General features: G+C 74.1%; 20 protein-coding genes. 11 read left to right on the top strand and 9 right to left on the bottom strand.

The features are described from left to right. The first annotated feature begins 29 nt into the window (after positions 1 to 29). The 3 genes from ACZ7KX_RS01405 to ACZ7KX_RS01395 all read left to right on the top strand — a co-directional run bounded on the left by ACZ7KX_RS01405 (position 30) and on the right by ACZ7KX_RS01395 (position 3,244). On the top strand, positions 30 to 1,694 hold the full coding sequence (locus tag ACZ7KX_RS01405; RefSeq protein WP_470324690.1) for an NAD(P)/FAD-dependent oxidoreductase: 1,665 nt from the start codon (positions 30 to 32) through the stop codon (positions 1,692 to 1,694). Between the two features lie 107 nt (positions 1,695 to 1,801). After that, the gene (locus ACZ7KX_RS01400; protein WP_350521953.1) at positions 1,802 to 2,098 is read left to right on the top strand and encodes an antibiotic biosynthesis monooxygenase family protein; all 297 of its coding nucleotides are present in this window, start codon (positions 1,802 to 1,804) and stop codon (positions 2,096 to 2,098) included. A 114-nt stretch (positions 2,099 to 2,212) separates the two neighbouring features. Continuing rightward, complete coding sequence (locus tag ACZ7KX_RS01395; protein ID WP_470324689.1) at positions 2,213 to 3,244, top strand: methyltransferase; 1,032 nt, start codon at positions 2,213 to 2,215, stop codon at positions 3,242 to 3,244. 64 nt (positions 3,245 to 3,308) lie between these two features. Here the strand turns inward: ACZ7KX_RS01395 and ACZ7KX_RS01390 are convergent, their stop codons facing one another. The 5 genes from ACZ7KX_RS01390 to ACZ7KX_RS01370 form a co-directional block, all read right to left on the bottom strand. Further along, a complete protein-coding gene (locus ACZ7KX_RS01390; RefSeq protein WP_470324688.1) occupies positions 3,309 to 4,298 on the bottom strand; it encodes an aldo/keto reductase in 990 nt (329 codons plus the stop codon). 3 nt (positions 4,299 to 4,301) lie between these two features. Further along, positions 4,302 to 5,081: a cyclase family protein gene (locus ACZ7KX_RS01385; protein ID WP_470324687.1), complete on the bottom strand. Its 780-nt coding sequence runs from the start codon at positions 5,079 to 5,081 to the stop codon at positions 4,302 to 4,304. Then, the gene (locus ACZ7KX_RS01380) at positions 5,081 to 6,316 is read right to left on the bottom strand and encodes an FAD-dependent monooxygenase (RefSeq protein WP_470324686.1); all 1,236 of its coding nucleotides are present in this window, start codon (positions 6,314 to 6,316) and stop codon (positions 5,081 to 5,083) included. The genes ACZ7KX_RS01385 and ACZ7KX_RS01380 overlap by 1 nt, the downstream gene beginning before the upstream one ends. Further along, positions 6,313 to 7,272, bottom strand: coding sequence for an aromatase/cyclase (locus tag ACZ7KX_RS01375; protein ID WP_470324685.1), 960 nt, complete (start codon positions 7,270 to 7,272; stop codon positions 6,313 to 6,315). The genes ACZ7KX_RS01380 and ACZ7KX_RS01375 overlap by 4 nt, the downstream gene beginning before the upstream one ends. 133 nt (positions 7,273 to 7,405) lie before the next feature. Then, positions 7,406 to 8,191, bottom strand: a complete 786-nt coding sequence (locus ACZ7KX_RS01370; protein ID WP_470324684.1) for an SDR family NAD(P)-dependent oxidoreductase — start codon at positions 8,189 to 8,191, stop codon at positions 7,406 to 7,408. Between the two features lie 238 nt (positions 8,192 to 8,429). Here ACZ7KX_RS01370 and ACZ7KX_RS01365 point away from each other — a divergent pair, with 238 nt between their 5' ends. Together ACZ7KX_RS01365 and ACZ7KX_RS01360 are read left to right on the top strand one after the other, a co-directional pair. Next, the gene (locus tag ACZ7KX_RS01365; RefSeq protein WP_350521960.1) at positions 8,430 to 8,870 is read left to right on the top strand and encodes a nuclear transport factor 2 family protein; all 441 of its coding nucleotides are present in this window, start codon (positions 8,430 to 8,432) and stop codon (positions 8,868 to 8,870) included. 304 nt (positions 8,871 to 9,174) lie between these two features. Continuing rightward, positions 9,175 to 9,858 carry a response regulator gene (locus tag ACZ7KX_RS01360; protein WP_470324683.1) on the top strand — a complete coding sequence of 228 codons (684 nt, stop codon included), beginning with the start codon at positions 9,175 to 9,177 and terminating at the stop codon, positions 9,856 to 9,858. A gap of 119 nt (positions 9,859 to 9,977) precedes the next feature. On the opposite strand, the gene ACZ7KX_RS01355 is transcribed toward ACZ7KX_RS01360, so the two are convergent. Then, complete coding sequence (locus tag ACZ7KX_RS01355) at positions 9,978 to 11,639, bottom strand: class I adenylate-forming enzyme family protein (protein WP_470324682.1); 1,662 nt, start codon at positions 11,637 to 11,639, stop codon at positions 9,978 to 9,980. Positions 11,640 to 11,818: 179 nt separating this feature from the next. Between ACZ7KX_RS01355 and ACZ7KX_RS01350 the strand changes: the two genes are divergently transcribed. Next, positions 11,819 to 13,030: a nucleotide disphospho-sugar-binding domain-containing protein gene (locus ACZ7KX_RS01350; RefSeq protein ID WP_470324681.1), complete on the top strand. Its 1,212-nt coding sequence runs from the start codon at positions 11,819 to 11,821 to the stop codon at positions 13,028 to 13,030. A gap of 138 nt (positions 13,031 to 13,168) precedes the next feature. On the opposite strand, the gene ACZ7KX_RS01345 is transcribed toward ACZ7KX_RS01350, so the two are convergent. Next, positions 13,169 to 14,290 carry an acyltransferase domain-containing protein gene (locus tag ACZ7KX_RS01345; RefSeq protein ID WP_470324680.1) on the bottom strand — a complete coding sequence of 374 codons (1,122 nt, stop codon included), beginning with the start codon at positions 14,288 to 14,290 and terminating at the stop codon, positions 13,169 to 13,171. A gap of 397 nt (positions 14,291 to 14,687) precedes the next feature. Here ACZ7KX_RS01345 and ACZ7KX_RS01340 point away from each other — a divergent pair, with 397 nt between their 5' ends. Continuing rightward, the gene (locus ACZ7KX_RS01340) at positions 14,688 to 15,719 is read left to right on the top strand and encodes a ketoacyl-ACP synthase III family protein (protein ID WP_470324679.1); all 1,032 of its coding nucleotides are present in this window, start codon (positions 14,688 to 14,690) and stop codon (positions 15,717 to 15,719) included. A 73-nt stretch (positions 15,720 to 15,792) separates the two neighbouring features. Here the strand turns inward: ACZ7KX_RS01340 and ACZ7KX_RS01335 are convergent, their stop codons facing one another. Then, a complete protein-coding gene (locus ACZ7KX_RS01335) occupies positions 15,793 to 17,418 on the bottom strand; it encodes an FAD-dependent monooxygenase (RefSeq protein WP_470324678.1) in 1,626 nt (541 codons plus the stop codon). A 304-nt stretch (positions 17,419 to 17,722) separates the two neighbouring features. On the opposite strand from ACZ7KX_RS01335, the gene ACZ7KX_RS01330 reads away from it, so the two are divergent. Continuing rightward, positions 17,723 to 18,457, top strand: a complete 735-nt coding sequence (locus tag ACZ7KX_RS01330; protein WP_470324677.1) for an SDR family oxidoreductase — start codon at positions 17,723 to 17,725, stop codon at positions 18,455 to 18,457. Between the two features lie 91 nt (positions 18,458 to 18,548). Here ACZ7KX_RS01330 and ACZ7KX_RS01325 read toward each other — a convergent pair whose 3' ends face one another. Then, positions 18,549 to 19,313 carry an SDR family NAD(P)-dependent oxidoreductase gene (locus ACZ7KX_RS01325; RefSeq protein ID WP_470324676.1) on the bottom strand — a complete coding sequence of 255 codons (765 nt, stop codon included), beginning with the start codon at positions 19,311 to 19,313 and terminating at the stop codon, positions 18,549 to 18,551. A gap of 257 nt (positions 19,314 to 19,570) precedes the next feature. Between ACZ7KX_RS01325 and ACZ7KX_RS01320 the strand changes: the two genes are divergently transcribed. From ACZ7KX_RS01320 to ACZ7KX_RS01310, 3 genes are all read left to right on the top strand, one after another. Continuing rightward, on the top strand, positions 19,571 to 20,173 hold the full coding sequence (locus ACZ7KX_RS01320; RefSeq protein ID WP_470324675.1) for a flavin reductase family protein: 603 nt from the start codon (positions 19,571 to 19,573) through the stop codon (positions 20,171 to 20,173). 112 nt (positions 20,174 to 20,285) lie between these two features. Continuing rightward, complete coding sequence (locus ACZ7KX_RS01315) at positions 20,286 to 20,879, top strand: TetR/AcrR family transcriptional regulator (protein WP_350521971.1); 594 nt, start codon at positions 20,286 to 20,288, stop codon at positions 20,877 to 20,879. A 236-nt stretch (positions 20,880 to 21,115) separates the two neighbouring features. Continuing rightward, the gene (locus ACZ7KX_RS01310) at positions 21,116 to 22,789 is read left to right on the top strand and encodes an MDR family MFS transporter (RefSeq protein ID WP_470324674.1); all 1,674 of its coding nucleotides are present in this window, start codon (positions 21,116 to 21,118) and stop codon (positions 22,787 to 22,789) included. The last annotated feature ends 80 nt before the right edge of the window (positions 22,790 to 22,869 follow it).

The raw sequence follows: 22,869 nt of genomic DNA, 5'->3' as shown, positions 1-22,869 counted from the left end.
GGGAACCGACCACGAGACTGGAGTCGCCCGTGAAACCCGCCGACCCCGCCGGACCCGCCGGACCCGCCGGACCCGCCGGACCCGCCGAACCGTACGACGTGATCATCGTCGGCACCGGGCTGTCCGGCACGATGCTGGGCTCGATCCTCGCGCGGCACGGATTCCGCACCCTGCTGCTGGACGGCGCCCAGCACCCGCGCTTCGCCATCGGCGAGTCGACGATCGGCCAGACCCTGGCGCTGCTGCGGCTGATCGCCCAGCGCTACGACGTCCCGGAGATCGGCTACCTGGCGAGCTTCCCGGACACCATCAAGCACGTCAGCAGCTCCCACGGCCAGAAGACCAACTTCGGTTTCCAGATCCACCAGGAGGGCGCGGAGCCGGACCCGGCCCAGAGCAACCAGCTGCGGATCCCCGAGGTCATCGGCTACGCCGCGCACTACTTCCGCCAGGACACCGACGCCTACATGTTCCACACCGCCGTCCGCTACGGCTGCGACGCCCGGCAGAACTTCCGGGTCGAGCGCCTGGACCTGCGCAAGGACGGCGTCTCGGTCGCCGGCGCCGACGGCACGGTGTACGAGGGCCGCTACCTCGTGGACGCGAGCGGCTTCCGCTCCCCGCTGGCCCACCAGGAGGACCTGCGCGAGGTGCCGACCCGGCTCAAGCACCAGGCCCGGTCCATCTTCACCCACTTCGTCGGCGTGCGGCCGTACGACGACCACATCGACGTGCCCGCCGGCCAGCGCCCCCCTGAGCGCTGGAACGACGGGACGATGCACCACATCTTCGACCGCGGCTGGATGTGGGTCATCCCCTTCGACAATCACGAGAACGCCACCAACCCGCTGTGCAGCGTGGGCATCCAGATCGACCCGCGCACCTACCCCGAGCGCTCCGACCTCACCCCGGAGGAGGAGTTCTGGCTGCACGTGCGGCGCTTCCCCGCGGTCGAGCGCCACCTGGCCGGCGCCCGCCCGGTGCGCGAGTGGGTGCGCACCGGACGGATGCAGTACTCCTCCAGCCGCACCGTCGGCGACCGCTGGTGCCTGATGTCGCACGCGGCCGGCTTCCTCGACCCGCTGTTCTCCCGCGGCCTGGCCAACACCTGCGAGATCATCAACACCCTGTCCTGGCGGCTCATGGACGCGCTGCGCGAGGACGACTTCGCCCCCGAGCGGTTCGAGTACGTCGAGCGCCTGGAGCAGGGCCTGCTCGACTACAACGACAAACTGGTCAACTCCTCGTTCATCGCCTTCGCCGACCACCGGCTGTGGGACTGCGTGTTCCGGCTCTGGGGCAGCGCCAGCATCCTCGGCGGCCGTCGGCTGGCCACCGCGATCGCCCGCACCGTCGCCACCGGCGACGACGCGCACTGCCGCGCCCTCGACGACGACCGCTACCCCGGCCTGTGGTGCCCGACCGACTTCTACCACGAGCTGTTCACCGAACTGGTCGAGGTCTGCGAGCAGGTCGAGGCCGGCGAACTCGGCAGCGAGGAGGCCGCGCAGCGGATGCAGGCGCGGATCCGGGAGTCCGACTGGATGCTCCCCGCGCTCGGCTTCACCGATCCCGCCACCCGCTTCATCGACCCGACCCCGGCGAAGATGCGCGAGGTCGGCGAATGGGCCCGCAACCACCCCGGCAAGGAACTGCGGGAGTACCTCGCGATCGGCCACCGGGAACTCGACTGACCCCGGCGCCGCGCAACAACGCGACGCCCGTACCGGGGCGGCACGACGCGCCGTCCGTACCGGGACGGCGCACCGCCCGTCCGTACCGAACCCCTTCAGGAGGAACCATGCTGACCATCGTCAACAAGCTGACCGTCACCGGTGACCGGGCCGAGTTCGAGCGGCTGCTGGGCGAGATCACCGGCTACATGAAGAGCCGTCCCGGCTTCGTGTCGCACACCCTGTACAAGTCGCTGAAGGACGAGAACGTCCTGATCGAGACCGGCACCTGGGAGAGCCGCGAGGCCCACGCGGCGGCCCTCCAGGGCGCCGGGTTCCGCGACCGGGTGGGCCTGCTGATGAAGCACGCCACCGCCGAGTTCGAGCCCTGCCTCGAAATCCCGGCGTTCCCCGCCGGCCAGTAGCCGACGACCGCACCGCGGCGGCCGGGAGCCCGCGTTCCCGGCCGCCGCTCCGTACGTCCGAGCCGCCCCCGGACCCGTCCGGGATCCCGCCCGAGTTGAGGAGAGGCAGCACAGATGAACGACACCGAGGCCTCCGGCTTCACCGCCGTGATGCGACTTCGCGAACTGGCCATGAGCGGCGCGTACGCGGCGACCGTCCGGGCTGCGGCCCGGCTGCGCGTCGCGGACGGCATCGGCGAGCACCCGACCACCGCCGGGGAACTCGCGGCCGCCGTCGGCGCCGAACCCGGGGCGCTGCTGCGGCTGCTGCGGGCGCTGGTCGCCCACGGCGTCCTCACCGAGGGCCCGGACGGCTTCGCCCACACCGAGGCGTCCCGGCTGCTGCGCGAGGACGCCCCGCGCAGCCTGCGCAACATGGTCCTGTGGGCCACCGAACCGTGGACCTGGGCGGTGTGGGGCCTGCTCGACGAGTCGGTGCGCACCGGCAAGGGCGTCTTCCAGGACGTGTTCGGCAAGGAGTTCTTCACCTACCTCCACGAGGACGCCCCCGCCTCCGCCGAGATCTTCGACCGCGCCATGACGGAGTCCAGCCGGCTGTCCGCCAGGACGGTGGCGGACGCCCTCGACCTCGGCGGGGCCGCCACGTTCGCGGACATCGCGGGCGGTCAGGGCCTGGTCCTGGCCACGCTGCTGGAGCGCCACCCGCAGCTGCGGGGCACCCTGCTCGACCTGCCCGACGTGGTCGCCGGTGCGGACGGGCGGCTGCGCCCCGGCGGCGCCCTCGCGGACCGGGCGACGCTGCTGCCGGGCGACTGCCGCGACAGCATCCCGGTGAAGGCCGACTTCTACCTCCTGAAGAACATCCTGGAGTGGGACGACGAGAGCACCGTGACCACCCTGCGCAACGTCCGGGCCGCGGCGCCGGCCGGCGCCCGGGTCGTGGTGATCGAGAACCTGGTGGACGGCAGCCCGGAGATGCGGTTCACCACCGCGATGGACCTGCTGCTCCTGCTCAACGTGGGCGGCAAGAAGCACACCCGGGCCGGCCTGTCCGCCCTGATCGCCGAGGCCGGGCTGGAGCTCGGCGGGGTGCGGCAGATCGGCCCGTACCTGCACTGCTTCGAGAGCACCATCCCGGCGTCCTGAGCCACCGACGGAGCGAGGGCCCGAGCCGTGGACAACGGCTCGGGCCCCAGTTCTTGACGGGCGGTCAGCCGTGGTCGACCGTGGCCAGCAGGCCCGGCGGGTAGCGCTCGCCGGCCGGGCCGTGCGGGGGCAGCAGGCCGTCCAGGGCCTTGGTGACGGCCTCGTCCAGCCGCAGCTCCGCGGCCCCGAGGTCGGCTTCCAGGTGGGCGCGGTCCAGGGTGCCGGGGATCGGCAGCACGCCGTCGTGCGAGAGCAGCCAGGCGAGGGCGAGTTCGGCCGGGCCGGTGCCGGCCTGCCGGGCCAGCGCGGTGAGCCCGTCGGCCAGCGCCAGGTTGGGGCCCAGGTTCCCGGGGGCGAACCGCGGGTCGCGGTGGCGGAAGTCGCCGGGAGGCAGCGTCCGCGGGTCGACCCGCCGGCCGGCCAGCAGGCCCGAGCCGAGCGGCCGGTAGGCGACCAGGGTGACGCCCAACTCCCGGCAGGCGGGCAGGATCTCCGCCTCCACGTGCCGCTCCCAGAGCGAGTACTCGGTCTGCAGCACGCTGACCGGGTGGACGGCGTGCGCCCGGCGCAGCGTGGCGGGCGCGGCCTCGCACAGGCCCACCCGGCCGACCTTGCCGGCCGCGACCAGCTCCGCCAGCGCGCCCATCGACTCCTCCACCGGCACCCGCGGGTCGATCCGGGCGAGGTGGTAGAGGTCGATCCGGTCGGTGCCCAGGCGGCGCAGCGAGGCCTCGCAGGCCCGGCGCAGGTGTTCGGGGCTGCCGTCGAGGCCGGGCGGGCCGCCGTCGCGGTGGAGGATTCCGGTCTTGGTGGCGAGGACGACGCCGCTGCGACGGCCGGCGCCCCGGCGGCCGAGGGCGCGGCCGAGGACCTCTTCGCCGGCCCCGCGGCCGTAGTAGTCGGCGGTGTCGAAGAGGGTCACGCCGAGGTCGAGGGCGTGCCGGACGATCGCGGCGGGGTCGTCCGCCGGGCCGTAGGCGCCGGCCAGCGGGAGCCCGCCGAGGCCGAGCGCCGAGACGGCCGGCCCGGACCGGCCCAGGGAGGTGGTCCGCACGGTTCAGTCCTCCAGCAGCGCGACGGCGCGGGACCAGCCGGCGCCGGCCCGCGCCAGCTTGACCGGGAAGCAGGAGACGGTGAAGCCGTACGGGCGGGGCAGCGTGTCGAGGTTGGCGAGCCGTTCGATCTGGCAGTACTCGCGGTCGCGGCCGGCGAAGTGGGCCGGCCAGAGCACCGAGCGGTCGCCGGTCTCCCGGTAGGTGTTCAGGATGTACGGGAACGGCGCGTCCAGGCTGAAGGCGTCGGTGCCGATCACCCGGACGCCGAGGTCCAGCAGGAAGTGCACGGCGGGGCCGTCGAGGCCGGCGAACTCGGAGAAGTAGGCGGGGGTGCCGAGGTGGCGGTCCGCGCCGGTGTTGAGCAGGGCGATGTCCATCGGGGCCGGGGTGTAGCCGATCCGGTCGAGCTCCTCGGCGAGCAGGTCGGCGCCGACGGCCCCGGTCCCGGCCTTGGTGAGGTCGAGGACGAAGGCGGGCCGGTGGAACCAGTCGAGCGGGAGCCGGTCGATGGTGCGGGGGCCGCCGTCCCGGTAGGAGGCGCGGGTGCCGTAGTGGGCGGGCGCGTCGATGTGGGTGCCGGTGTGGACGGTGAGGGTGAAGGTGTCGTTGTTGAGGAACTCGCCGTCCGGGAGGTCGTCCACGTCGAAGTCGACGCCGAAGTGCTCCCGCATCGATTCGGCCATGTGCAGGGCGCCCTCGCGCGGCGACATGGTGACGTGGGTGACCGGGTCCGGCTCCCAGAACGTCGCGTCCACCGGTGAGGAGAGGTCGATCAGCTGCATCACTGCTCCTGGGTCTGGGAGTCGTGGACGGCGGCGGGTGCCACGTCGATGGCGCGGTTGCCGAAGGCCAGTTCGGCCAGCACCGCGCGGTAGAGCGGCGAGCGGGAGAGCAGCGGCGCGAGGAGGGGCCGCAGCGCTCCGGCGGCGCGGCCGGAGGAGAGCATGCCGCGGCTCTGCAGGCGCTGGATGCGCATGATCCGCGCGATGTCGCGGTGCCGGGCGGCTGCGTACCCGCGGACCGGGCCGCTCTCCCCGCCGGCCGCCAGGGAGGCGAGCAGCGCGGGGTGGAGGGCCACCGCGTCCTGGACCGCGAGGTTGATCCCCTGGGCGCCGATCGGGCTGTGGGTGTGGGCGGCGTCGCCGATCAGCACCAGCCCCTCCCGCACCCACTCCCGGGCGACGCCCGAGAAGACGTCCAGCAGCGTCAGGTCGCCGAGTGCGGTGATCCGTTCGCGGACCTGGTCGGCGTACATCGGCATCGCGGCGCAGATCAACTCCCGTACGGCTTCGGCACCCTGTGCCGCGAGCGGGCGGTAGCCGCCGTGCGGGAGGGTCCAGCCGACCTGGATCGCGTCCGGCACGGCGGTGTACGCGAGGACGGGGTTCCCGCCGGCCCGGAAGATCCGCACCTCGTTCAACGGCCTCGCGTCGGCGGGCAGTTTGAACCAGAGGACGTCCTGGTCGAAGACGTCCAGCCGGCCGGCGTCGATCCCGGCCAGTCGGCGCACCTTGGAGTAACGGCCGTCGGCGCCGACCGTCCAGCGGGCCCGGACCGTCTGTTCGCCGCCTCGGCCGGAGGCGACCACGCCGCGGACCCGGCCGTCCTCGGTGTGCAGGGCGCCGACCTTGGCGCCCTCCAGGTAGCGGAATCCGGACGACTCCCGGCAGCGGTCGAGCAGTTCCTCCAGCACGTGCCGCTGGGGGATGCTCAGCAGGCAGTTGAACGGGCCGGGCAGCCGCCGGTAGTCGCCGTCGATCAGCGTCCGGCCGCGTTCCGTCAGCACGAACCGGTCGTGCTCGTGGCTGCCGCGCTCGCGCGCGCCGGCCAGCACGCCCAGCCGGTCGAGCAGGGTCATCCCGCCGGGCTGGAGGATCTCGCCGCGGAACTGCCGCTCGAACGAGCGCGAGCGTTCGACCAGGACGACGTCCACGCCGGAGCGGGCGAGCAGCAGGGCGAGGGTGAGGCCGGCCGGGCCCGCGCCGACGACGCAGACCTCGGCCTCCAGGTCGGTCACCGGCCCGGCCCGGTGCTCGCCCCGCGCTCGACCAGCGCCCGGGCGTGCTCCAGCGTGGTGCGGCTGTTGGCCCCGAGGGCGGCGCGCACCGCGGTGCGGGCCTGCTCCAGGGTGGCGTCGGGGCCGAGCAGGGCGGGCACCGCCTCGGCCCGCAGGACCACGGTGTGGTGGGAGGTCGCGGCGACGCCCTCGGCGGTCTCCTCGAAGGTCCACGCGCCGGTGTGCGCGGCCATGATCGGAGGCAGGACGGTCTGCTTGTAGACGATCCGGTCCGGCAGGCAGACCCGGACCGACTCGGTGGTGTGCGTCGTCCCGTCCGGCGCGCGGGTGTCCATCACCATCCGCTGGATGCCGTCCTCCGGTTCGGTCAGTTCCAGCCGGGCCACGTGCGGCAGCCGCTCGGGCCAGAGGTCGCAGCGGCGGATGAAGTCGTGGGCCTCCGCGCGCGGGCCCCGGACGAGCACGGTGTCGGAGAAGGAGAGCAGCAGTTCGTCGAGTCCGGGGTCGCGTTCGGCGATCTCCCGGAGGCAGTCCAGCTCCGAGCGGGAGTTGCGGTCCACGGCCCGGTCGATCCAGTCGAGGTCCGACGCGCCGTCCCCGACGGCGGCGAAGGTGTGGCCGAGCACCACCTCGGTCCGGCCGTCGGCCGCGGGGTTCATCGCCCAGCTGCCGGTCATCGACGCCACCGGCGCCTGCGAGACCTCCTGGCGGAACTCCACCCGCCGGGCGGCCGGGTCGAGTTCGCGCAGCGAGGTCCAGGTCCGCACCTCGCCGTTGGCGAAGGCCCAGATCCGGATCCGCTCCCGGCGGTCGTCGCCGTCCACCCGCTCGGCGTGGACGGTGGGCGTGAACAGGTGCGGCCAGCCGCCGACGTCGGCGACGAGCCGGTAGAGCGTCTCGGCGGGCGCGGAGACGAGGATGCGGTGGTCGGTGTGGCGGATGTCCTGCGCGGGCACGGTGGCCCTCCTTCCGTGGGGTCCGACGGGGTCCCGGACGGCCCGGCGGCCAGGCGGCCAGGCGGCCAGGCGGCCAGGACGCCGGTGTGCCGGGTGCCGAGTGCCGGGGTGCCGGGGTGCCGGGGTGCCTGGATCAGTAGTTGCCGAGCCCGCCGCAGACGTTGATCGCCTGGGCGGTGACCGGGTCGGCGGCCTCGGTGGTGAGGTAGCCGACCATCGCGGCGACCTCCTGCGGCGTGCTGTAGCGGCCGAGCGGGATCTTCGCCTCGAACCTCTCCAGCACCTCGGCCTCGGTCACGCCCCAGTGGGCGGCGTAGCCCTGCCGGACCCGGTCGGCCATCGGCGTCTCCACGTAACCGGGACACACCGCGTTCACGGTGATCCCGGTTTTGGCCAGTTCCAGCCCCAAAGCTTTGGTAAATCCGACGACACCGTGCTTGGAAGCGGAATAGGGAGCTCCGAGCACCACGCCCTGTTTTCCGCCGGTCGACGCGATATTGATGATTCGCCCCCAGCTCCCGTCCCGCATGCCGCCGCGGGCGAGCACCTCGCGGGTCATTCGGAATACGCCGTTGAGATTCACCTCGATCACGTCGCACCACGTCTCGTCCGGAATCTCGGCCGTAATCCCGCCACCGCCCCGGCCGGCGTTGTTCACGAGGATCCCGATCGGCCCGAAGCGCTCCACCGCCGCGGCGACGGCGACGGCGATCTGCTCGGTGGAGCGGACGTCGCAGCCGACGCCGTCCACCTCCATCCCCTGCCCGCGGAGCCGCTCGACCGTGGCCGCCACGTCGTCCCCGGTGCGCGCGCAGACGAACACCCGGTCGCCGCGTCGCCCCAGCTCCTCGGCCACCGCGAGCCCGATCCCGCTCGTGCCGCCGGTGACCAGCGCGACCCGCTCCTTCTGTTCCGCCATGTCTCCGCCTTCCCGCCGGTGTCCCCGCCGCCGGTCGCGCGCGGGGCTGTGCGTCGTCACACTCCGGCGGACTCTCCCGGGACCGGTTCAAGACACCCTCAAGGCGGGGCGGAACGGCGGGTCGTCGGCCGCCGGGCTGGACCGCAGCTCCAAGAGATCTCCAGGCCGCCCTGCGAGGGTCGGTCAGCGTTCGCCCCCTCACCCGCAGGCACCGCCCGCCGTCCCGAGAGGAAGCCCGATGACAGCCCACGAGGTCGCCCCGCTCGCCGACACCGACACCTACCTGCGCGTCCAGCACTTCTACGCCCGCCAGATGCGGCTGCTCGACACCGGCGCCACCGACGCGTGGGCGGCCACCTTCGCCGAGGACGGGGTGTTCGCCGCCAACGGCCTGCCCGCGCCGGTGCGCGGCCGCGGCAACATCGCGGCCGCGGCGAAGGAGGCCTCCCGGCGGCTCGCCGAGGCGGGCGTGGTACACCGCCACTGGGTGGGCATGCTGACCACCGAGCCGGCGGAGTCGGGCCGGCTCCGGGCGACCTGCTACGCGCTGGTCCTGGAGGTGCCGCGCGGCGGCGAGGCGACGGTGCACCGCTCGACGGTCTGCGTGGACCTGCTGGAGCCGGTCGGTGACTCCTGGGTCGTGACGGACCGCAGGGTCACCCGGGACGACCTCGCCTGAACGGCCGGCCGGTCGGTTTTCCCCTGAGTATTCGCTGAGCAGGCGGACAATCAGACAGTCTTCGTATTGTCAGGTAATACTCCTCCGTGGCAGGGTCAAGCAACAAGATCCACGCACGATCGACCTATCGACCCAGAGCCCCAGAACGGGGGAGAAGAACCGTCATGTCGACCACAGAATGCGCGGAGGCTTCTCTACACCAACGAAGCGGATCACTACCCGCCGGTATTCGAAGCGCTCCCGGCCGACCTGCTGGAAAGATCGTCAGTAACCCGGTCCGTCCCAACGGCAGAACGGTGTCGAAATGAAACCGGTTGAGCCCGCCCGGGTACTGCTCATCGACGACCACACCCTGCTGCGGCAGTCGCTGCGGCAGGTCCTCTCCGCCGAACCCGACCTCGCGGTGGTCGGCGACACCGGCGACATCGACGAAGCCGTCACCCTCGTCGCCGCCACCGCGCCCGACGTCGTCCTGCTGGGCGGCGAACTCCTCGACTCGGAGGTCGCCGAGGCGGTCCGGCGGATCGCCACGGTCTCCCCCGACGCCCGGGTCATCGTCCTGAGCATGAGCGACCGGCCCGCCGACGTCCGCGACCTGCTGGACCTCGGCGTGCGCGGCTTCATGCTCAAGAGCGTGAGCCGGTACGAACTGCTCGCGGCCATCCGCGGGGTCTACAGTCGCGACCAGTCGACCCTCGCCGTCTCCCAGCACAGCCTCGCCCAGCTCAGCCGACAGGCGGCCGCGGTCACGCTGTCGGACCGCGAGCTCGAAGTCCTCGTGCTCGCCGCCCAGGCGCTGACGAACTTCCAGATCGGCTCCCGGCTCGGCATCGCCGAGGGCACCGTCAAGCGTCATCTGCGCAACGTCTTCGGCAAGTTGGGCGCGGTGTCCCGGATCGACGCGGTGAACAAGGCCGTCGCCGCGTCGCTGATCCCGGTCCCCACCCGCACCCGGGGGACCCCGCTGACGGCCGGCCGGCAACCCTGACCGCTCCCGGCACCGACGACGGCCGACGCGCTGCCGGGGCAGCCGGTTGCGAACGGCCGGGGGGCGCGGGACCGGCCCGGCGACCAACGGTGGTCGCCGGGCCGGTCCCGTGTCCGCGCTCACCCCCGACCGGCGGCCCGGGTCACCTCCAGCGGCCCCTCCGCGGAGGGCTCCGGCAGGTCGCGGCCGTGGACCGCGTCCCGGATCTCCCGCCGCTGGACCTTGCCGTTCTGCGAGCGCGGGATGACCTCCACCACCTCCACGTACCGCAGGTGCTGGTAGTACGGCATCCGCGCGTTCGCGCCCCGCACGGCCGCCAGCGCCGCCCCCTCCTCGTCCGCGTACGGCTTCGCGAGCACCACCAGCGCGTACGCCACCGAGCCGCTGAAGCGGTCCGGGCGGTCGACCACCACGCTGTCCGCGACCTCGGGCCGCTGCCGGAGCACCCCCTCGACCTCGGTCGGCGACACCAGCCAGTTGTCGCACTTGAAGACGTCCTTGATCCGGTCGACGACGAACAGGCAGCCGTCCTCGTCCGTGTAGCCGATGTCGCCGGTCGAGAACCAGCCCCCGGCGTCCAGGTGCGCGCCGGGCTCGGCGCCCAGGTACCCCTTCATCAGCTGCGGCCCGCGGACCTGGATCTCGCCCCGCTCCCCCACCGGCAGCTCCGCCCGGGTGTCGACGTGGACGATCCGCGACTCGGTGCCGGCCGACGGCGGCCCGCACGAGCCGGCGCGCGGGTCGTCCAGCCGGTCGAAGTGCGTCTGCGGGGACGCCTCGGCCAGCCCGTAGCCCTGTACCACCGGCACCGCGAAGCGGGCGGTCAGGCCGCGGGTCGCCTCCGGCGGCAGGGCCGAGCCGCCGGAGAGGATCGCGCGCAGCGTCGGGACCGCCCCCTCCGCCGCGGGATCGGCCGCGAGGCGGGACAGCCGCATCGGCAGGCTGTAGTAGTGCGTGACGGCGCCCTCCCGGGCGGCGGCGAGCGAGCCCGGCACGTCCGGGTCGGTCCACAGCAGCTGGGTCGCGCCGGCCTGCACCGCGGCGTTGAGGTGCATCAGGTGGTAGGTCGGCAGGTAGTTGAAGACCACCGACGCGGCGTCCAGGCCGTGCGCGTGGGCCGTCTGCGCCGCGTTGACGGTCAGGTTGAGGTGGGTCAGCTCGACCGCCTTGGGCGCGCCGGTGGTGCCGCTGGTGAACAGCAGGTTGGCCACCGCCCCGGGATCCGCCGCGGCCTCCGGGAGCGGGCGCCCGGCCGCGGCGGCCAGCACCTCGGCCAGGAGCGGCACGCCCTCGTCCTCCGCCGCGCCGGAGGTCAGCAGCACCGTCTCCAGCCGCGGCAGGCGGTCGCGGACGGTGCGCACCCGCCGGTACACCTCGGGCGTCAGCACCGCCGTGCGCGCACCCGAGGTGGCCAGCACGTGCACCAGGGCGTCCTCCCGCAGCAGCGGATTGACCAGCGCGGCGACCCGGCCGGCCCGCGCGGTCCCGTAGTACGCGACCGGGAACGCCGGGGACAGCTCGGCCGCGACCGCCACCACCGACTCGGGACCGGGCGTCAGGGCGTAGAGGGCGGCCGCGAACGCGTCGACCTGCCCGTCGAGCCGGCCGAAGGTCAGCACCGACCCTTCGGGGGTGCGCAGCGCGGCGCGGTCCGGGGCCAGGGCCGCCGCGCGGCTCAGCAGGTGGTCCACCCGGGGGCCGCCGAGCCGGTCCGCGATCGCCGCCAGCGGAGCGCCGGCCGTGGCGCTGCCACGGCGGGCAGGTGGGCTGGACGTGGTCACAGGTCTTCTCCTCCGTCCGGTGGGTGCGACCCGCACCCGGGTACCGGGACGGTGGCAGGCCTCCTTGGGGCACGGGTTGAGACCCGTTCGAGGGGACGCGCCCCTCGAACGGACCGCGAGCGGACCGGTCCAGGCTGACCGGCGCACGTCCGAGCAGAACCGACCGATGGGAGTAGCGGATGCGCGTGTTGTTCGTGGCCACCGCAGGGGCGCACCTGCCGTGGATCACCCCGCTCAGCTGGGCCTGCCAAGTCGCCGGCCACGAGGTGCTGGTGGCCTCCCGTCCGGCCGCGACCGGGTTCCTCACCGCGGCCGGGCTCACCGTCGCCCCGGTCGGCGACGAGGACGCCATCCGTACGGCGCAGTCCGCCCACCGGGGCCTCGCCTCCACGGGCGGCCCCCGCCACCTGGCCTCCGGCTGGGTCAGCAACCCCGAACGGCTCGACCGGGAGGCCCGGCGGCTGCTCGGCACCCGGCAGATCACCTCCGCCGACGCGATGACCGACGACCTGGTCGCCCTCGCCCGCGCCTGGCGGCCCGACGTGGTCGTGTACGACACCGTCGCGCTGGCCGGACTGGTCACCGCGGCGGCGGTGAAGGTCCCGGCCTTCGGCCACACCTGGGGGTTCTCCTTCGGCTTCGACTTCGAACGGGACGAGGACCTCCGGGCGCCCTTCGCCCGGCTCTTCGAACGCTTCGGCGTCGAGCCCCGGTTCGCGCCGGAGGCCTGGATCGACCCCTGCCCGCAGACCCTGCGCTCACCGCACCCGGTGCCGTGGGCGCCGATGCGGCTGGTGCCGTACAACGGGCCGCTGGTGCTGCCCGAGTGGCTGCTGGACCGGCCGGAGCGGCCGCGGGTCTGCGTCACCGGCGGGGTGACCACCACCGCCCTGACCGGCCTGGTGGGGCGGCTGGCCGAGGGCGTCCGGCGGGCCGGGGCCGAGGCGGTCGTCACGGTCGCCGGCCACCACGACGTCTCCGCGGCCGATCTGCCGGACGGCGTCCGGCTGTTGAGCGCCTTCCCGATGAGCACGCTGCTGCCGACCTGTGACGCGGTGGTCCACCACGGCGGGGTCGGCACCGGCATGATCAGCGCGGTCACCGGGCTGCCCCAGCTGGTCGTCCCGCACACCGCGATCCAGGACCACTGGGCGGAGCGGATCACCGAGGTCGGCGCCGGCCTGACCCTGGACGTCCCGGACGGCCCGGACGTCGACGCCGTCGCGGAGGCCGTCACCGCGCTGCTCACCGTGCCCGGCCACCGGGCGAGCGCCGGCCGGCTGCGGGACGAGAACGCGGCCATGCCGGCGCCGGCCCGCCTGGTGGGCCTCCTGGAGCGCGCGGTGGCCGAGGGCGGGGTCGTCGGCAGCGAGTTGGTCGTCCGGCCCTGACCCGGGCGCCACCGCGCCGGGCCCGGTCCGCGAGCCGCGGGCCGGGCCCGGCGCGTTCCGGGCCGCGCCCGGCGTCCTCCGCCGGCCGTCGCCATCCGCTGACGGTCACCGCGCGTCGGCCGTCACCGCGCGCCGGCGTCAGGCCAGGGCGGGCTCGGCGGGTACCGACCCGTGCCCCTCCGCCCGCAGGAACGCGGCCGCCGCCAGCACCGTCCGCCGGTCGTCGGCGGGCGCGCCGCGCCGGACCGGCAGGGTGGGGACCGCCGCGCTGCGCCCGGAGGAGACGGCCGGCCGACGCCGTGCCAGCGCCGTGAGGCCCTGCCCGGGGCCGGCCTCGACGAGCACGTACCGGCCGGTGTCCAGCAGGCGGCCGAGGGCCGGTCCGAACAGCACCGGTGCGGCCGGCTGCCCGGCCCAGAACGCCGGGTCGGTGGCCTGTTCGGGCGAGAGCGGCCCGGCCGTGTAGCCGGAGAACAGGGTCGGGCTCGGCGGCGACAGCCGCAGGGCGGCCACCGTCGGCAGCGACTGCGCGGCGGCGGCCGCGAGGCTGGGGCTGTGGAAGCCCTGGACCGCCCGGGTGCGCCGACAGAGGAACCCGTCCGCCCGCAACCCGGCCTCCACCGGGGCGAGTTCGGCCTCCGGCCCGGCCAGCACGCACTGCCTGGCACCGTTGACCACGCCCACCACCACCTGCTCGCTCAGGTACGGCGCCAGCTCCTCGCGCCGGGCGGCCACCGCGAGCATCCCGCCGGGCGGGGCGGCGCTGATCCGGGAGATCCGGTCCATCTGCAGCCGGACCGCGTCCGGGAGGTCCAGCACCCCGGTCAGGACCGCGCCGACCACCTCGCCGACGCTGTGCCCGAGCACCGCCGCGGGCCTGACCCCCCAGGCCAGCACGAGCCGCGCCAGCGCGTGGTCCACGGCGAAGAGCAGGGCCTGGGCGCGGGTCACGTCGTCCAGCGGCACCGCCGGACGGTCGCTCAGCCAGTCCGCGCGCACCCGGCGGCCCTCGGGGCCCATCAGTTCGAAGACCTCGTCCATCGCAGCGGTGAACACCGGCTCGGCGTCGTACAGGCCCACCGCCATCCCCTCGTACTGCGCACCCTGGCCGGGCAGCAGCAGCACCACCGGACGCGGTCCGGTGCCGGCGCCGTCGTCACCGCCGGCGGTCGCGGGGGTCGCGGTGGTCGCTGCGGCGGCGGTGGCGGTGGTGGCGGCGGTGGCGGCGGTGGCGGTGGTCCGGCCGGGGAGTGTCGTCATCACGGTCCGTCCTTCCAGGGGCGGGTCAGGTGGCGCCGATGCTCCGCGCCCCGGGTCGAGACCGTCTCGACCGGCGTTCGACCGACGTTCGACCGGCGGCCGACGGCCGTCCGACCGGCCCGGCCCGGCCTCGAACGACGCTCCACGCGAGGTCGAAGCCCCCGGCCCAGGATGGGTCCCGACCGACCCACGCGGAACCCGCGGGACGGTCGACGGAGGACGACCCCCGGGCGCGCGCCACAAGCCGCCGGCCGGCGTCGTCCTGGCCGACCACCACGGCACGGTGCCGGACCGGCGGGGCCGACAGCGCCCACCGCCCGGTCCGGCACCCCGCCGCGACGAAGCGAAGCGAAGCGGCGACCCGCAGACACGTCAACCCGTCGACATCGGAGTGAGGATGAGGTTCGAGGGCCTGTTCATCGCCGGCGCCGCCCTCCATCTGCCGCCGCCCGTGGCCGTGCACGACGCCGTCCGCGCGGGCTGGTGCGAGCCGGAGCTGGAGTCGTCCACCCGGATGGTGTCGGTGCGGGTCTCCGACACGCTCTCGGCGCCCGAGATGACCGTACGGGCGGCGCGCGCCGCGCTGCGGTCGGCCGGGCGCGATCCCGCCGACCTCGCGCTGCTGCTGCACGCCACCGCGTACTACCAGGGGCTGGACGAGTGGCCGGCCCCCTCCTTCGTCCAGCGGGAGGTCGCCGGGTCGAGCCACTGCCCGGCGATGGAGGTGCGGCAGATGTCCAACGGCGGCATGGCCGCACTGGACCTCGCCTGCCACTACCTGGACGGCGCCCCCGAGGACCGGGCCGCGCTGCTGACCGCCGGGGACCGCTTCAGCCCGCCCGGCTTCGACCGCTGGCGCACCGATCCGGGGACGTTCTACGCGGACGGCGCGGCCGCCGTGGTGGTCACCCGCAGGCCCGGCTTCGCCCGGATCGTCGCGCTGGTGTCGCACTCCGAGCCCGGCCTGGAAGGCATGCACCGGGGTGACGACCTGTTCGCGGACGCCCCGTTCACCCACCGCCGGCCGATCGACATGGGCGTCTGGCAGAAGGCCTTCATCGCCCGGCACGGCATGCCGTACACGGCCGCACGGGTCTCCCGCGGCGGACGGACCTCCCTGGAGACGGTGCTCGCCGAGGCCGGGACGGACCTCGCCGACATCGACCACTTCGTGCTCCCCAACCTGGGCCTGCACCGCCTGGACTCCGGCTACTTCCGCCGCTACGGGATCCCCGTGGAGCGCTCCACCTGGGAGTGGGGCCGGACGGTCGGGCACCTGGGGCCCGCCGACCAGTTCGCCGGGTTGGCCCGGCTGTGGCAGGACGGCCGGCTCGCGCCGGGGCAGCGGGTGCTGCTGCTGGGCGTGGGCGCCGGCTTCACCTGGTCCGGCGCCGTCCTGGAGGTCCTGGCGCCCGCCGCCGACCGCTGACCACCGCAACCGCCGAACGCACCGCGGCGGCCGGCCCGGTCCCCCGGGTCGGCCGCCGCGGTGCGCAGCCCCGTCAGGGCCCGGTACGGGCCAGCAACCGGCCCAGCACATGGGCCAGTTCGCCCTCCAGCGCGGCGCCGCCCCGCCCGCCGTGGTCGACCGAGCGCCAGGCGACGAAACCGTCCGGCCGGACGAGGGCGGCCCCCGTGTGGCCCAGGTGGTAGCGGGCGCCCCAGTCGCCGTCCGGGTCCACGAGGTCGGTGCCGATCCGGTGGGCGGCGAACGGCGCCCCCAGCCGGGCGGCGGCGCGGGTGCCGGCCTCGGCCCAGGGGGTGCCGTCGCGGCCGGTGAGCAGCACGAAGCGCTCACCGAAGAGGTCCAGGGCGGAGAGGGTCGTGCCCTCGCGCTCCAGCCGTACGTGCGGGGCGCGGGTGCCGGCGAGCCCGGCCAGGTCCGCGGGCTCGCACGGGTCGGTGCCCGCCGGTGGACCGCCGATCACCGCCGTCGAGCGGTAGTGGTAGCCGAAGGTCAGGGCGAGCGGCGAGAATCCGCCTCCGGCGCCGTCGGCCCGGCTGCGCTCGTGCTGCTTGGCGGCGGAGAAGGCGCAGGTGGTCTCGGCGACCGGCTGCCGTTCCGGCTCGTAGGAGTCCAGCAGGCCGGGCCCGGCCCAGCCGTTCAGCACGCCGGCGAGCTTCCAGGCCAGGTTGTGCGCGTCCTGGACGCCGGTGTTGGCGCCGAAGCCGCCGGCGGGCGAGACCACGTGGGCGGCGTCCCCGGCCAGGAAGACCCGCCCGTCCCGGAACCGGTCGGCCACCCGGGCGGCCAGCTCCCAGCCCTGGACCGGCCGGTCGGCGCCGTCCAGGGTGGGGACGATCCGCGCGTCGAGGGTCGGGTCGCCGGTGGCCGTGCGGACCAGCTCCAGGCACCGATCGGGAGTGAAGTCGTCCAGGTGCTCGCCGTGTTCGGGGTGGTAGGGCACCATCAGCAGCCAGCGGTCCTGGCGTTCGAACATGGCCAGCAGGGTGCCGGCCTCGGGCCGGTCGATGTAGCAGACCGAGATCAGCCGGCCGCGCAGCAGGGCGGTGAGGTCGGCCTCGAAGACGATGTTGGCGACGTGGTGGAGCACGCCGGGCCCGTGGGTCGCGATGCCGAGCGCCCGGCGGACCGGCGAGCGGTGTCCGTCTGCGCCTATCAGGTAGCGGGCGCGGATCCGGTGGCGGCGGCCGGTGGCGGTGGACTCGACCAGCGCGGTGACGCCGTCCGGGTCCTGCTCGAACTCCAGCATCCGGGTGGAGAAGCGGATGTCGGCGCCGAGTTTGCGGCCGTGCTCCAGGACGAGCGGCTCCAGCACCTGCTGGTCCACGAAGGCGGGTTCGCACGGGCTGAGGTGCGCCACCGAGCCGGGCTCCTCGCGCCGGACCCGGTAGACCTCCGGACCGGCCAGCGTCTCGACCCGGGCCAGTTCCGGGTAGCGCTCGAACACCGACGGCGGCGCCGCCCGGATCACCGGTTCCAGTCCGCAGGCGCGGTAGAGCTCCATGGAGCGGGAGTTCATCACCCGGCCGCGGGGCAGCACCGAGGTGCCCGGGTGCCGCTCGACCACCGTCGTGGTGACGCCGTGGCCGCGCAGGAAGGCGGCCGCCGACAGCCCGACGAGGCCACCGCCGACCACGAGCACCGAAACTTCTTCGTCGTCCATGACTCTCCCTCGTCCGACCGTGTCCATGGCTGGGCGCGGACGTCGGTGCCGCTCGCGCGCCCGCGCCCCCTCACCCTGGCCGGTCCGCCTCGAACGGTGCTGGAGAACGGCTGCGCGCCCCGGCTCCCGCCCGCCCGACCCACCGTCGGTTCCCGGCCGCCGACGGTCCTGCGGCCAGGGCGCTTCGCAGGATCCGGCGGGCGCCTCCTTCCAGCCGTTCTCCAACCGCGCCCGCTACTGCTGAGCGGTCGGGGAACGGGGAAGGACCCCGGGGAAGCCGGGGACGTCGGGAAGGGGACCGAGGATGACGCGATCGAACGGGCGACGGGTGCTGGTGACGGGAGCTTCACGCGGGATCGGGGCGGCGATCGCCCGGGCGGTGGCCGCCGACGGCGGTCGGCTCGCCCTGCTGGCCCGCCCCTCGGCGGAGCTGGACCGCCTGGCGGCCGAACTCGGCGCGGTGGCGGTGGGCGTGGACCTGGCGGACCCGGACGCGGCCGGGGCCGCGGTGGGCACGGCCTGCGCGGAGCTCGGCGGGCTGGACGTCCTGGTCAACAACGCGGGGGTGTTCCCGCTGGGCCTCGTCCGGGACGGCGATCCGGCGGACTGGCGGGCGATGGTCGACCTGAACGTCCTCGGGCTGCTGGCGGTCACCCGGGCCGCGATCCCGGCCCTGCTCTCCGGCGATCACCCGCAGATCGTCAACATCGGTTCCACGGCCGGGCGTTCGGTGGCGCACGCGATCCAGGGCGTGTACGCGGCGACCAAGCACGCACTGGTGGCGATCAGCGACGGGCTGCGGATCGAGCTCGCAGGGGACGGCGTCCGGGTCACCCTGGTGTCGCCCGGCGCCGTCCGCACCGGGGGCAGCGAGCGGATCCGGGACGAGGCGCTGCGCGGGGTGCTGGCCAAGGTGCAGGAGGCGGTCGGGCTGGATCCGGCGGAGGTGGCGGAGCAGGTGCTGCACGTGCTGCACGCCCCGGCGGGGGTGCACCTGACCGAGCTGACGGTGCTCTCCACGCGGGAGCAACTGGGCTGAGGCAGCGGCGACGTGCGGGGCGGCCGGGTCGAACCGGCCGCCCCGTCCGCACGCCCGGGGACCTCCGGGCGCCGGGCGGCCGCCGGGGCGCTCAGCGGCCGCCCGCGACGGTCAGCACCTCTCCGGTGATGTTGCCGTTGGCGCCGGAGCAGACGAACAGCACGGCGTTGGCGACGTCGGCGGGCGCGCTCAGCCGGCCGCTCGCGGTCCGCGTGGTCTCCTGGTCGCGCACCGCGGCGGGCAGGCCGGTGAGGGCCCGCTCGGTCAGGGTGAGCCCGGGGCAGACCACGTTGACCAGGATGCCGTCCGCCCCGGTGTCCCAGGCCAGGCTGCGGGCGAAGCCGTGCAGTCCGGACTTGGCCGCGCCGTAGAACTCCTGGCCCCGGTGGCCGTCGACCGCCACGTGCGAGGAGAGCAGGGCGATCCGGCCCCAGCCGCGGCGCCGCATGCCGGGCACGACCAGCTGGGCGAGCCGCAGCGTCGGCGCGAGGTTCTGCTGCACCACGGGTTCCCAGTCCTCGACGGCGACGTCCTCGAAGTGCACGCCGGGGGCCCGGCGGCTGCCCATCATCCGGACGGCGCTGGTCACCAGGACGTCGATGTCCGCCCAGCCGTCGCCGGCGGCGGCGAGCTCGGCGAGCGTGCGCTCGGGCTCGGTGAGCGCGTAGCGCACGGCCCGCGCCCGGCCCTTGGCCGCGCCCAGTTCGTCGGCGAGTTCGGCCGCCTCGCGTTCCTTGCTGTGGTAGCCGATCAGGACCCTGGCGTCCTCGGCGGCGAAGGCCCGCGCGATCTCCCGCCCGATCCCTCCGGTCGCACCGGTCACCAGGACCACCCGGTCCGCGACTGCGAGTTCCACGCTGCCTCCTTGCGGCCCGGTGTCGGGCGGGCCGGCTCCCGGGGGATCGAGCGGATCCCGTCGCGAGCCTGCCCGGGCCGTCTGGAGGGCGGTTCGAGACCTCTCCCCCGTCCGACTCCGGCCCCCACAAGGACATCGGCCGAGCCGGCGCGTCGGCCGGAGTTCGAACCCGGGTCGAAACCGCTCTGCCAGCCTCGCCGCCATCCGCGCGGCCGCGACGGCCGGCCGCGGGGCGTACCCGAGGACTGGGAGGAAGCATGAGCACCGAGACCGGGAACCGGCACACCGACGGGCGGGTGCTGCGGATCGACTACGACGACAGCGGACCGCACGTGGACGACAGCGTGTTCCGCTCGATCATGGCCACGCTGCCCACCGGGGTCACCGTCATCACCACGCTCGACGAGGAGGACCGCCCCAAGGGCCTGACCTGCAGCGCGGTGTGCAGCGTCTCCGCCCGTCCGCCGCTGCTGCTGGCCTGCCTGGACAACCGCAGCACCGTGCTGACGGCGGTCCTGGCGCGCGGCGCCTTCGTGGTCAACGTGCTGCGCGAGCGTGGCGAGGGGGTCTCCAACCTGTTCGCCTCCCGGACCGGCGACCGCTTCGGCGCGACTCCGTGGCGGGCGAGCCCGGTGACCGGCCTGCCGTGGATCGAGCGGCACGCGATCGCGCACGCGGAGTGCCGGCTGGCGGGCGCCGTCCGGGCCGGCGACCACACGGTGCTGGTGGGCGCGGTCGTGGACGGCACCGCGCACCGGGGGCTGTCCACCCCGCTCATGTACTGGCGCAGCCAGTACGGGACGTGGCCCGCCCAGCCGGACGAGGCGTCCGCCGCGATCACCCTGGCCGCGGAGGGCTGAGCCGGCACGCACCTGCCGTCTTGCACTCAGTGCAAACTTTGCATAATCCGATGGAAGTGCAAGCTCTGCACTTCTTGCAGGCCGCGCCAAGATTGCATAGAGTGCAGTGGTGATGAGTGCATCCGATCAACGCAGAGAACGCCAGAAGGCGGCCAAGAGACATGCGATCACGCTCACGGCCGTCCGACTGGTCCTCGACAAGGGCCTCGACGCGATGACCGTCGAGGCCATCAGCGAGGCCGCCGACATCAGCCCCCGAACGTTCTTCAACTACTTCTCCAGCAAGGACGAGGCGCTCCAGATGCGGCCGTCCTGGTCGGCCGTGTCGCTGACGGCGCTCTTCCAGGACCGCCCCGCCGACGAGCCTGTGTTCCGCTCGATGCGCGTGGTGGCCCAGGAGATCGCCGACTCGTTCGTCCCGGCGCGCGAGGAGTCCGAACTCTGGCGCGAACTGTGGCGCCGGCACCCCGAACTCCTGGCCAAGCGCAGCTCGGAGGGCGAGGAGGAGATCTTCCGGAGCCTCATCCTGGCGGTCGCCGAGCGGACGGGCACCGACCCGATGAAGGACAGCTACCCGAGCGTCGTGGTCACCTCGGCGTTCTCGGTGATCCAGTGGGCGGTCCGCTTCTCCTGGATCAACGAGGACGACCGGACGTCCGCCAACCTCATCGACGAGGCCTTCGACCTACTCGAACGCGGCCTCTGAGTCCGCCGGATCCACCGGCCCCGCACGGCCGGTCGGACCCGCCGGAGACGTACAACCCGCGCCCCCTGCACGACCCGCACGACCCGCGCCCCCTGCACGACCCGCACGACCCGCGCCCCCTGCACGACCCGCACGCCCGCACGGCCGCGCCCCACCGCAGCTGCACCGCTCCCCACTGCTCGTCGGCACCACCCCAGACCACCGTCCTCGTGACCAGCCGCACCAAGGAGCCACCCGTGCCACCAACAGCTGGCGACGCCGCCCGGAGCCCCCTGAGCCGCCGCCAACTGGCCGTCGTCATGTCGGCCTTGCTACTGTCCATGTCCCTCGGCGCGCTGGACCAGACCGTGGTCGCCACCGCGCTGCCCGCGATCGTCGGGGATCTGCACGGCCTCAAGTACACCTCGTGGCTGTTCACCGCCTACATCCTCGCCTCGGGCATCTCGACCCCCATGTACGGGAAGCTGGCCGACCTCTACGGGCGGCGCAAGCTCTACCTGTTCGCCCTGGTCGCGTTCCTCACCGGCTCGGCCCTCGCGGGCGCCGCCCAGTCGATCTTCCAGCTCATCGCCTTCCGGGCGATCCAGGGCGTGGGCGCCGGCGGCCTCATGGTGCTGACCCTGACGATCATCGCCGACATCGTGCCAACCCGTGAACGCGGCAAGTACATGGGCCTGTACGGCGCCGTCCTCGGCCTGTCCTCGGTGGCCGGCCCGCTGATCGGCGGCTACTTCGTCGACCACACCACGTGGCGCTGGGTCTTCTACATCAACCTGCCGCTCGGCCTGGTCGCACTCGCCGTGGCCGGCACCGCGCTCAAGCTGCCGGCGCGCACCCGCGGCGGGAAGATCGACTACGCCGGGTTCCTGATGCTGGCCGGCGCGCTCACCTGCCTGGTGCTGGCCACCTCGTGGGGCGGCACCAAGTACGCCTGGTCCTCCACCACCATCCTCGGACTCTTCGCGGGCATGGCGGTCTTCATCGCCGCCTTCGTCGTGGCCGAGCGCCACGCCCCCGATCCGCTGATCCCGCTGCGGCTGTTCACCGTCCGCACGGTGGTGCTCGCCTGCCTGGCCAGCATGCTCGTCTTCACCTGCGTCAACGGCCTGGCCACCTTCATCCCGATGTTCCTGCAGCTGGTCACGGGCATCACCGCCACCAACACCGGGCTGCTCACCCTGCCACTGATGGTCGGCCTGATGTTCTCCTCCGTCGTCGGCGGCAACCTGATCACCAAGACCGAGCGCTACAAGTGGTCGCCCATGGTGGGTGCGGTGATCGGCGCGCTCACCATGTTCCTGCTCTCCACGATGAACGAGCACACCGGCTGGTGGCTGCTCGCCGTCTACGTCACCATCCTCGGCGCCGGCCTCGGCCTGATGATGCAGCCCCTGGTGATCGCCGTGCAGGTCACCGTCGAGCGCCGCGACCTCGGCGTCGGCACCGCGACGGCGGCGTTCTCCCAGCGCATCGGCGGTTCGATCGGCCTCGCCGCACTCGGCGCGCTCTTCGCCCACCAGTACGAACACGGCCTCGCCAAGCACCTGACGGCCGCACAGGTCGCGGCCGTGCCGTCCGACGGCTCGGTGTCGCCGACCGTGGTCGAAGCCCTGCCGCCGGCGATCAGGGACGGCCTGCGGCTGGCCTTCAGCGACGCCCTGACCGACGTCTTCTTCTGGCTCACCCCGGTGATGGTGGGGGTGCTGGTCATCTCCGCCTTCCTCAAGAACGTGCACCTCGACCAGAGCGTCCCGCTGGGCGAGTTCGCCCACCTGGACCTCGACGAGGACGACGACTCCGCCGCCTCCCCCGACGGCGCCTCGCCCGACGCCGACTACCCGGTCGACGCCTTCGACGTCCCCTCCCAACCAAGCGGATTCGAAGGAGACTTGACGCCTCGTCAGAACTGACGGAACGTCAAGTCCGAGAAGCCGGCCGCGGCGCGGCCGCCCAGCGCCCACCCGTCACCCCCGTACGGGTGATCGCACAG

Source organism: Kitasatospora sp. NPDC038210 (assembly GCF_055600605.1).
This window is presented reverse-complemented; position numbering and strand designations above follow the sequence as displayed.

Bases quoted from the DNA above. Each gene is read 5' to 3' on its own strand.
- ACZ7KX_RS01400 (WP_350521953.1), top strand. From the start codon at position 1,802: ATGCTGACCATCGTCAACAAGCTGACCGTCACCGGTGACCGGGCCGAG.
- ACZ7KX_RS01395 (WP_470324689.1), top strand. From the start codon at position 2,213: ATGAACGACACCGAGGCCTCCGGCTTCACCGCCGTGATGCGACTTCGC.
- ACZ7KX_RS01385 (WP_470324687.1), bottom strand. From the start codon at position 5,081: ATGCAGCTGATCGACCTCTCCTCACCGGTGGACGCGACGTTCTGGGAG.
- ACZ7KX_RS01370 (WP_470324684.1), bottom strand. From the start codon at position 8,191: ATGGCGGAACAGAAGGAGCGGGTCGCGCTGGTCACCGGCGGCACGAGC.
- ACZ7KX_RS01365 (WP_350521960.1), top strand. From the start codon at position 8,430: ATGACAGCCCACGAGGTCGCCCCGCTCGCCGACACCGACACCTACCTG.
- ACZ7KX_RS01360 (WP_470324683.1), top strand. From the start codon at position 9,175: ATGAAACCGGTTGAGCCCGCCCGGGTACTGCTCATCGACGACCACACC.
- ACZ7KX_RS01350 (WP_470324681.1), top strand. From the start codon at position 11,819: ATGCGCGTGTTGTTCGTGGCCACCGCAGGGGCGCACCTGCCGTGGATC.
- ACZ7KX_RS01345 (WP_470324680.1), bottom strand. From the start codon at position 14,290: ATGACGACACTCCCCGGCCGGACCACCGCCACCGCCGCCACCGCCGCC.
- ACZ7KX_RS01340 (WP_470324679.1), top strand. From the start codon at position 14,688: ATGAGGTTCGAGGGCCTGTTCATCGCCGGCGCCGCCCTCCATCTGCCG.
- ACZ7KX_RS01335 (WP_470324678.1), bottom strand. From the start codon at position 17,418: ATGGACGACGAAGAAGTTTCGGTGCTCGTGGTCGGCGGTGGCCTCGTC.
- ACZ7KX_RS01330 (WP_470324677.1), top strand. From the start codon at position 17,723: ATGACGCGATCGAACGGGCGACGGGTGCTGGTGACGGGAGCTTCACGC.
- ACZ7KX_RS01320 (WP_470324675.1), top strand. From the start codon at position 19,571: ATGAGCACCGAGACCGGGAACCGGCACACCGACGGGCGGGTGCTGCGG.
- ACZ7KX_RS01315 (WP_350521971.1), top strand. From the start codon at position 20,286: ATGAGTGCATCCGATCAACGCAGAGAACGCCAGAAGGCGGCCAAGAGA.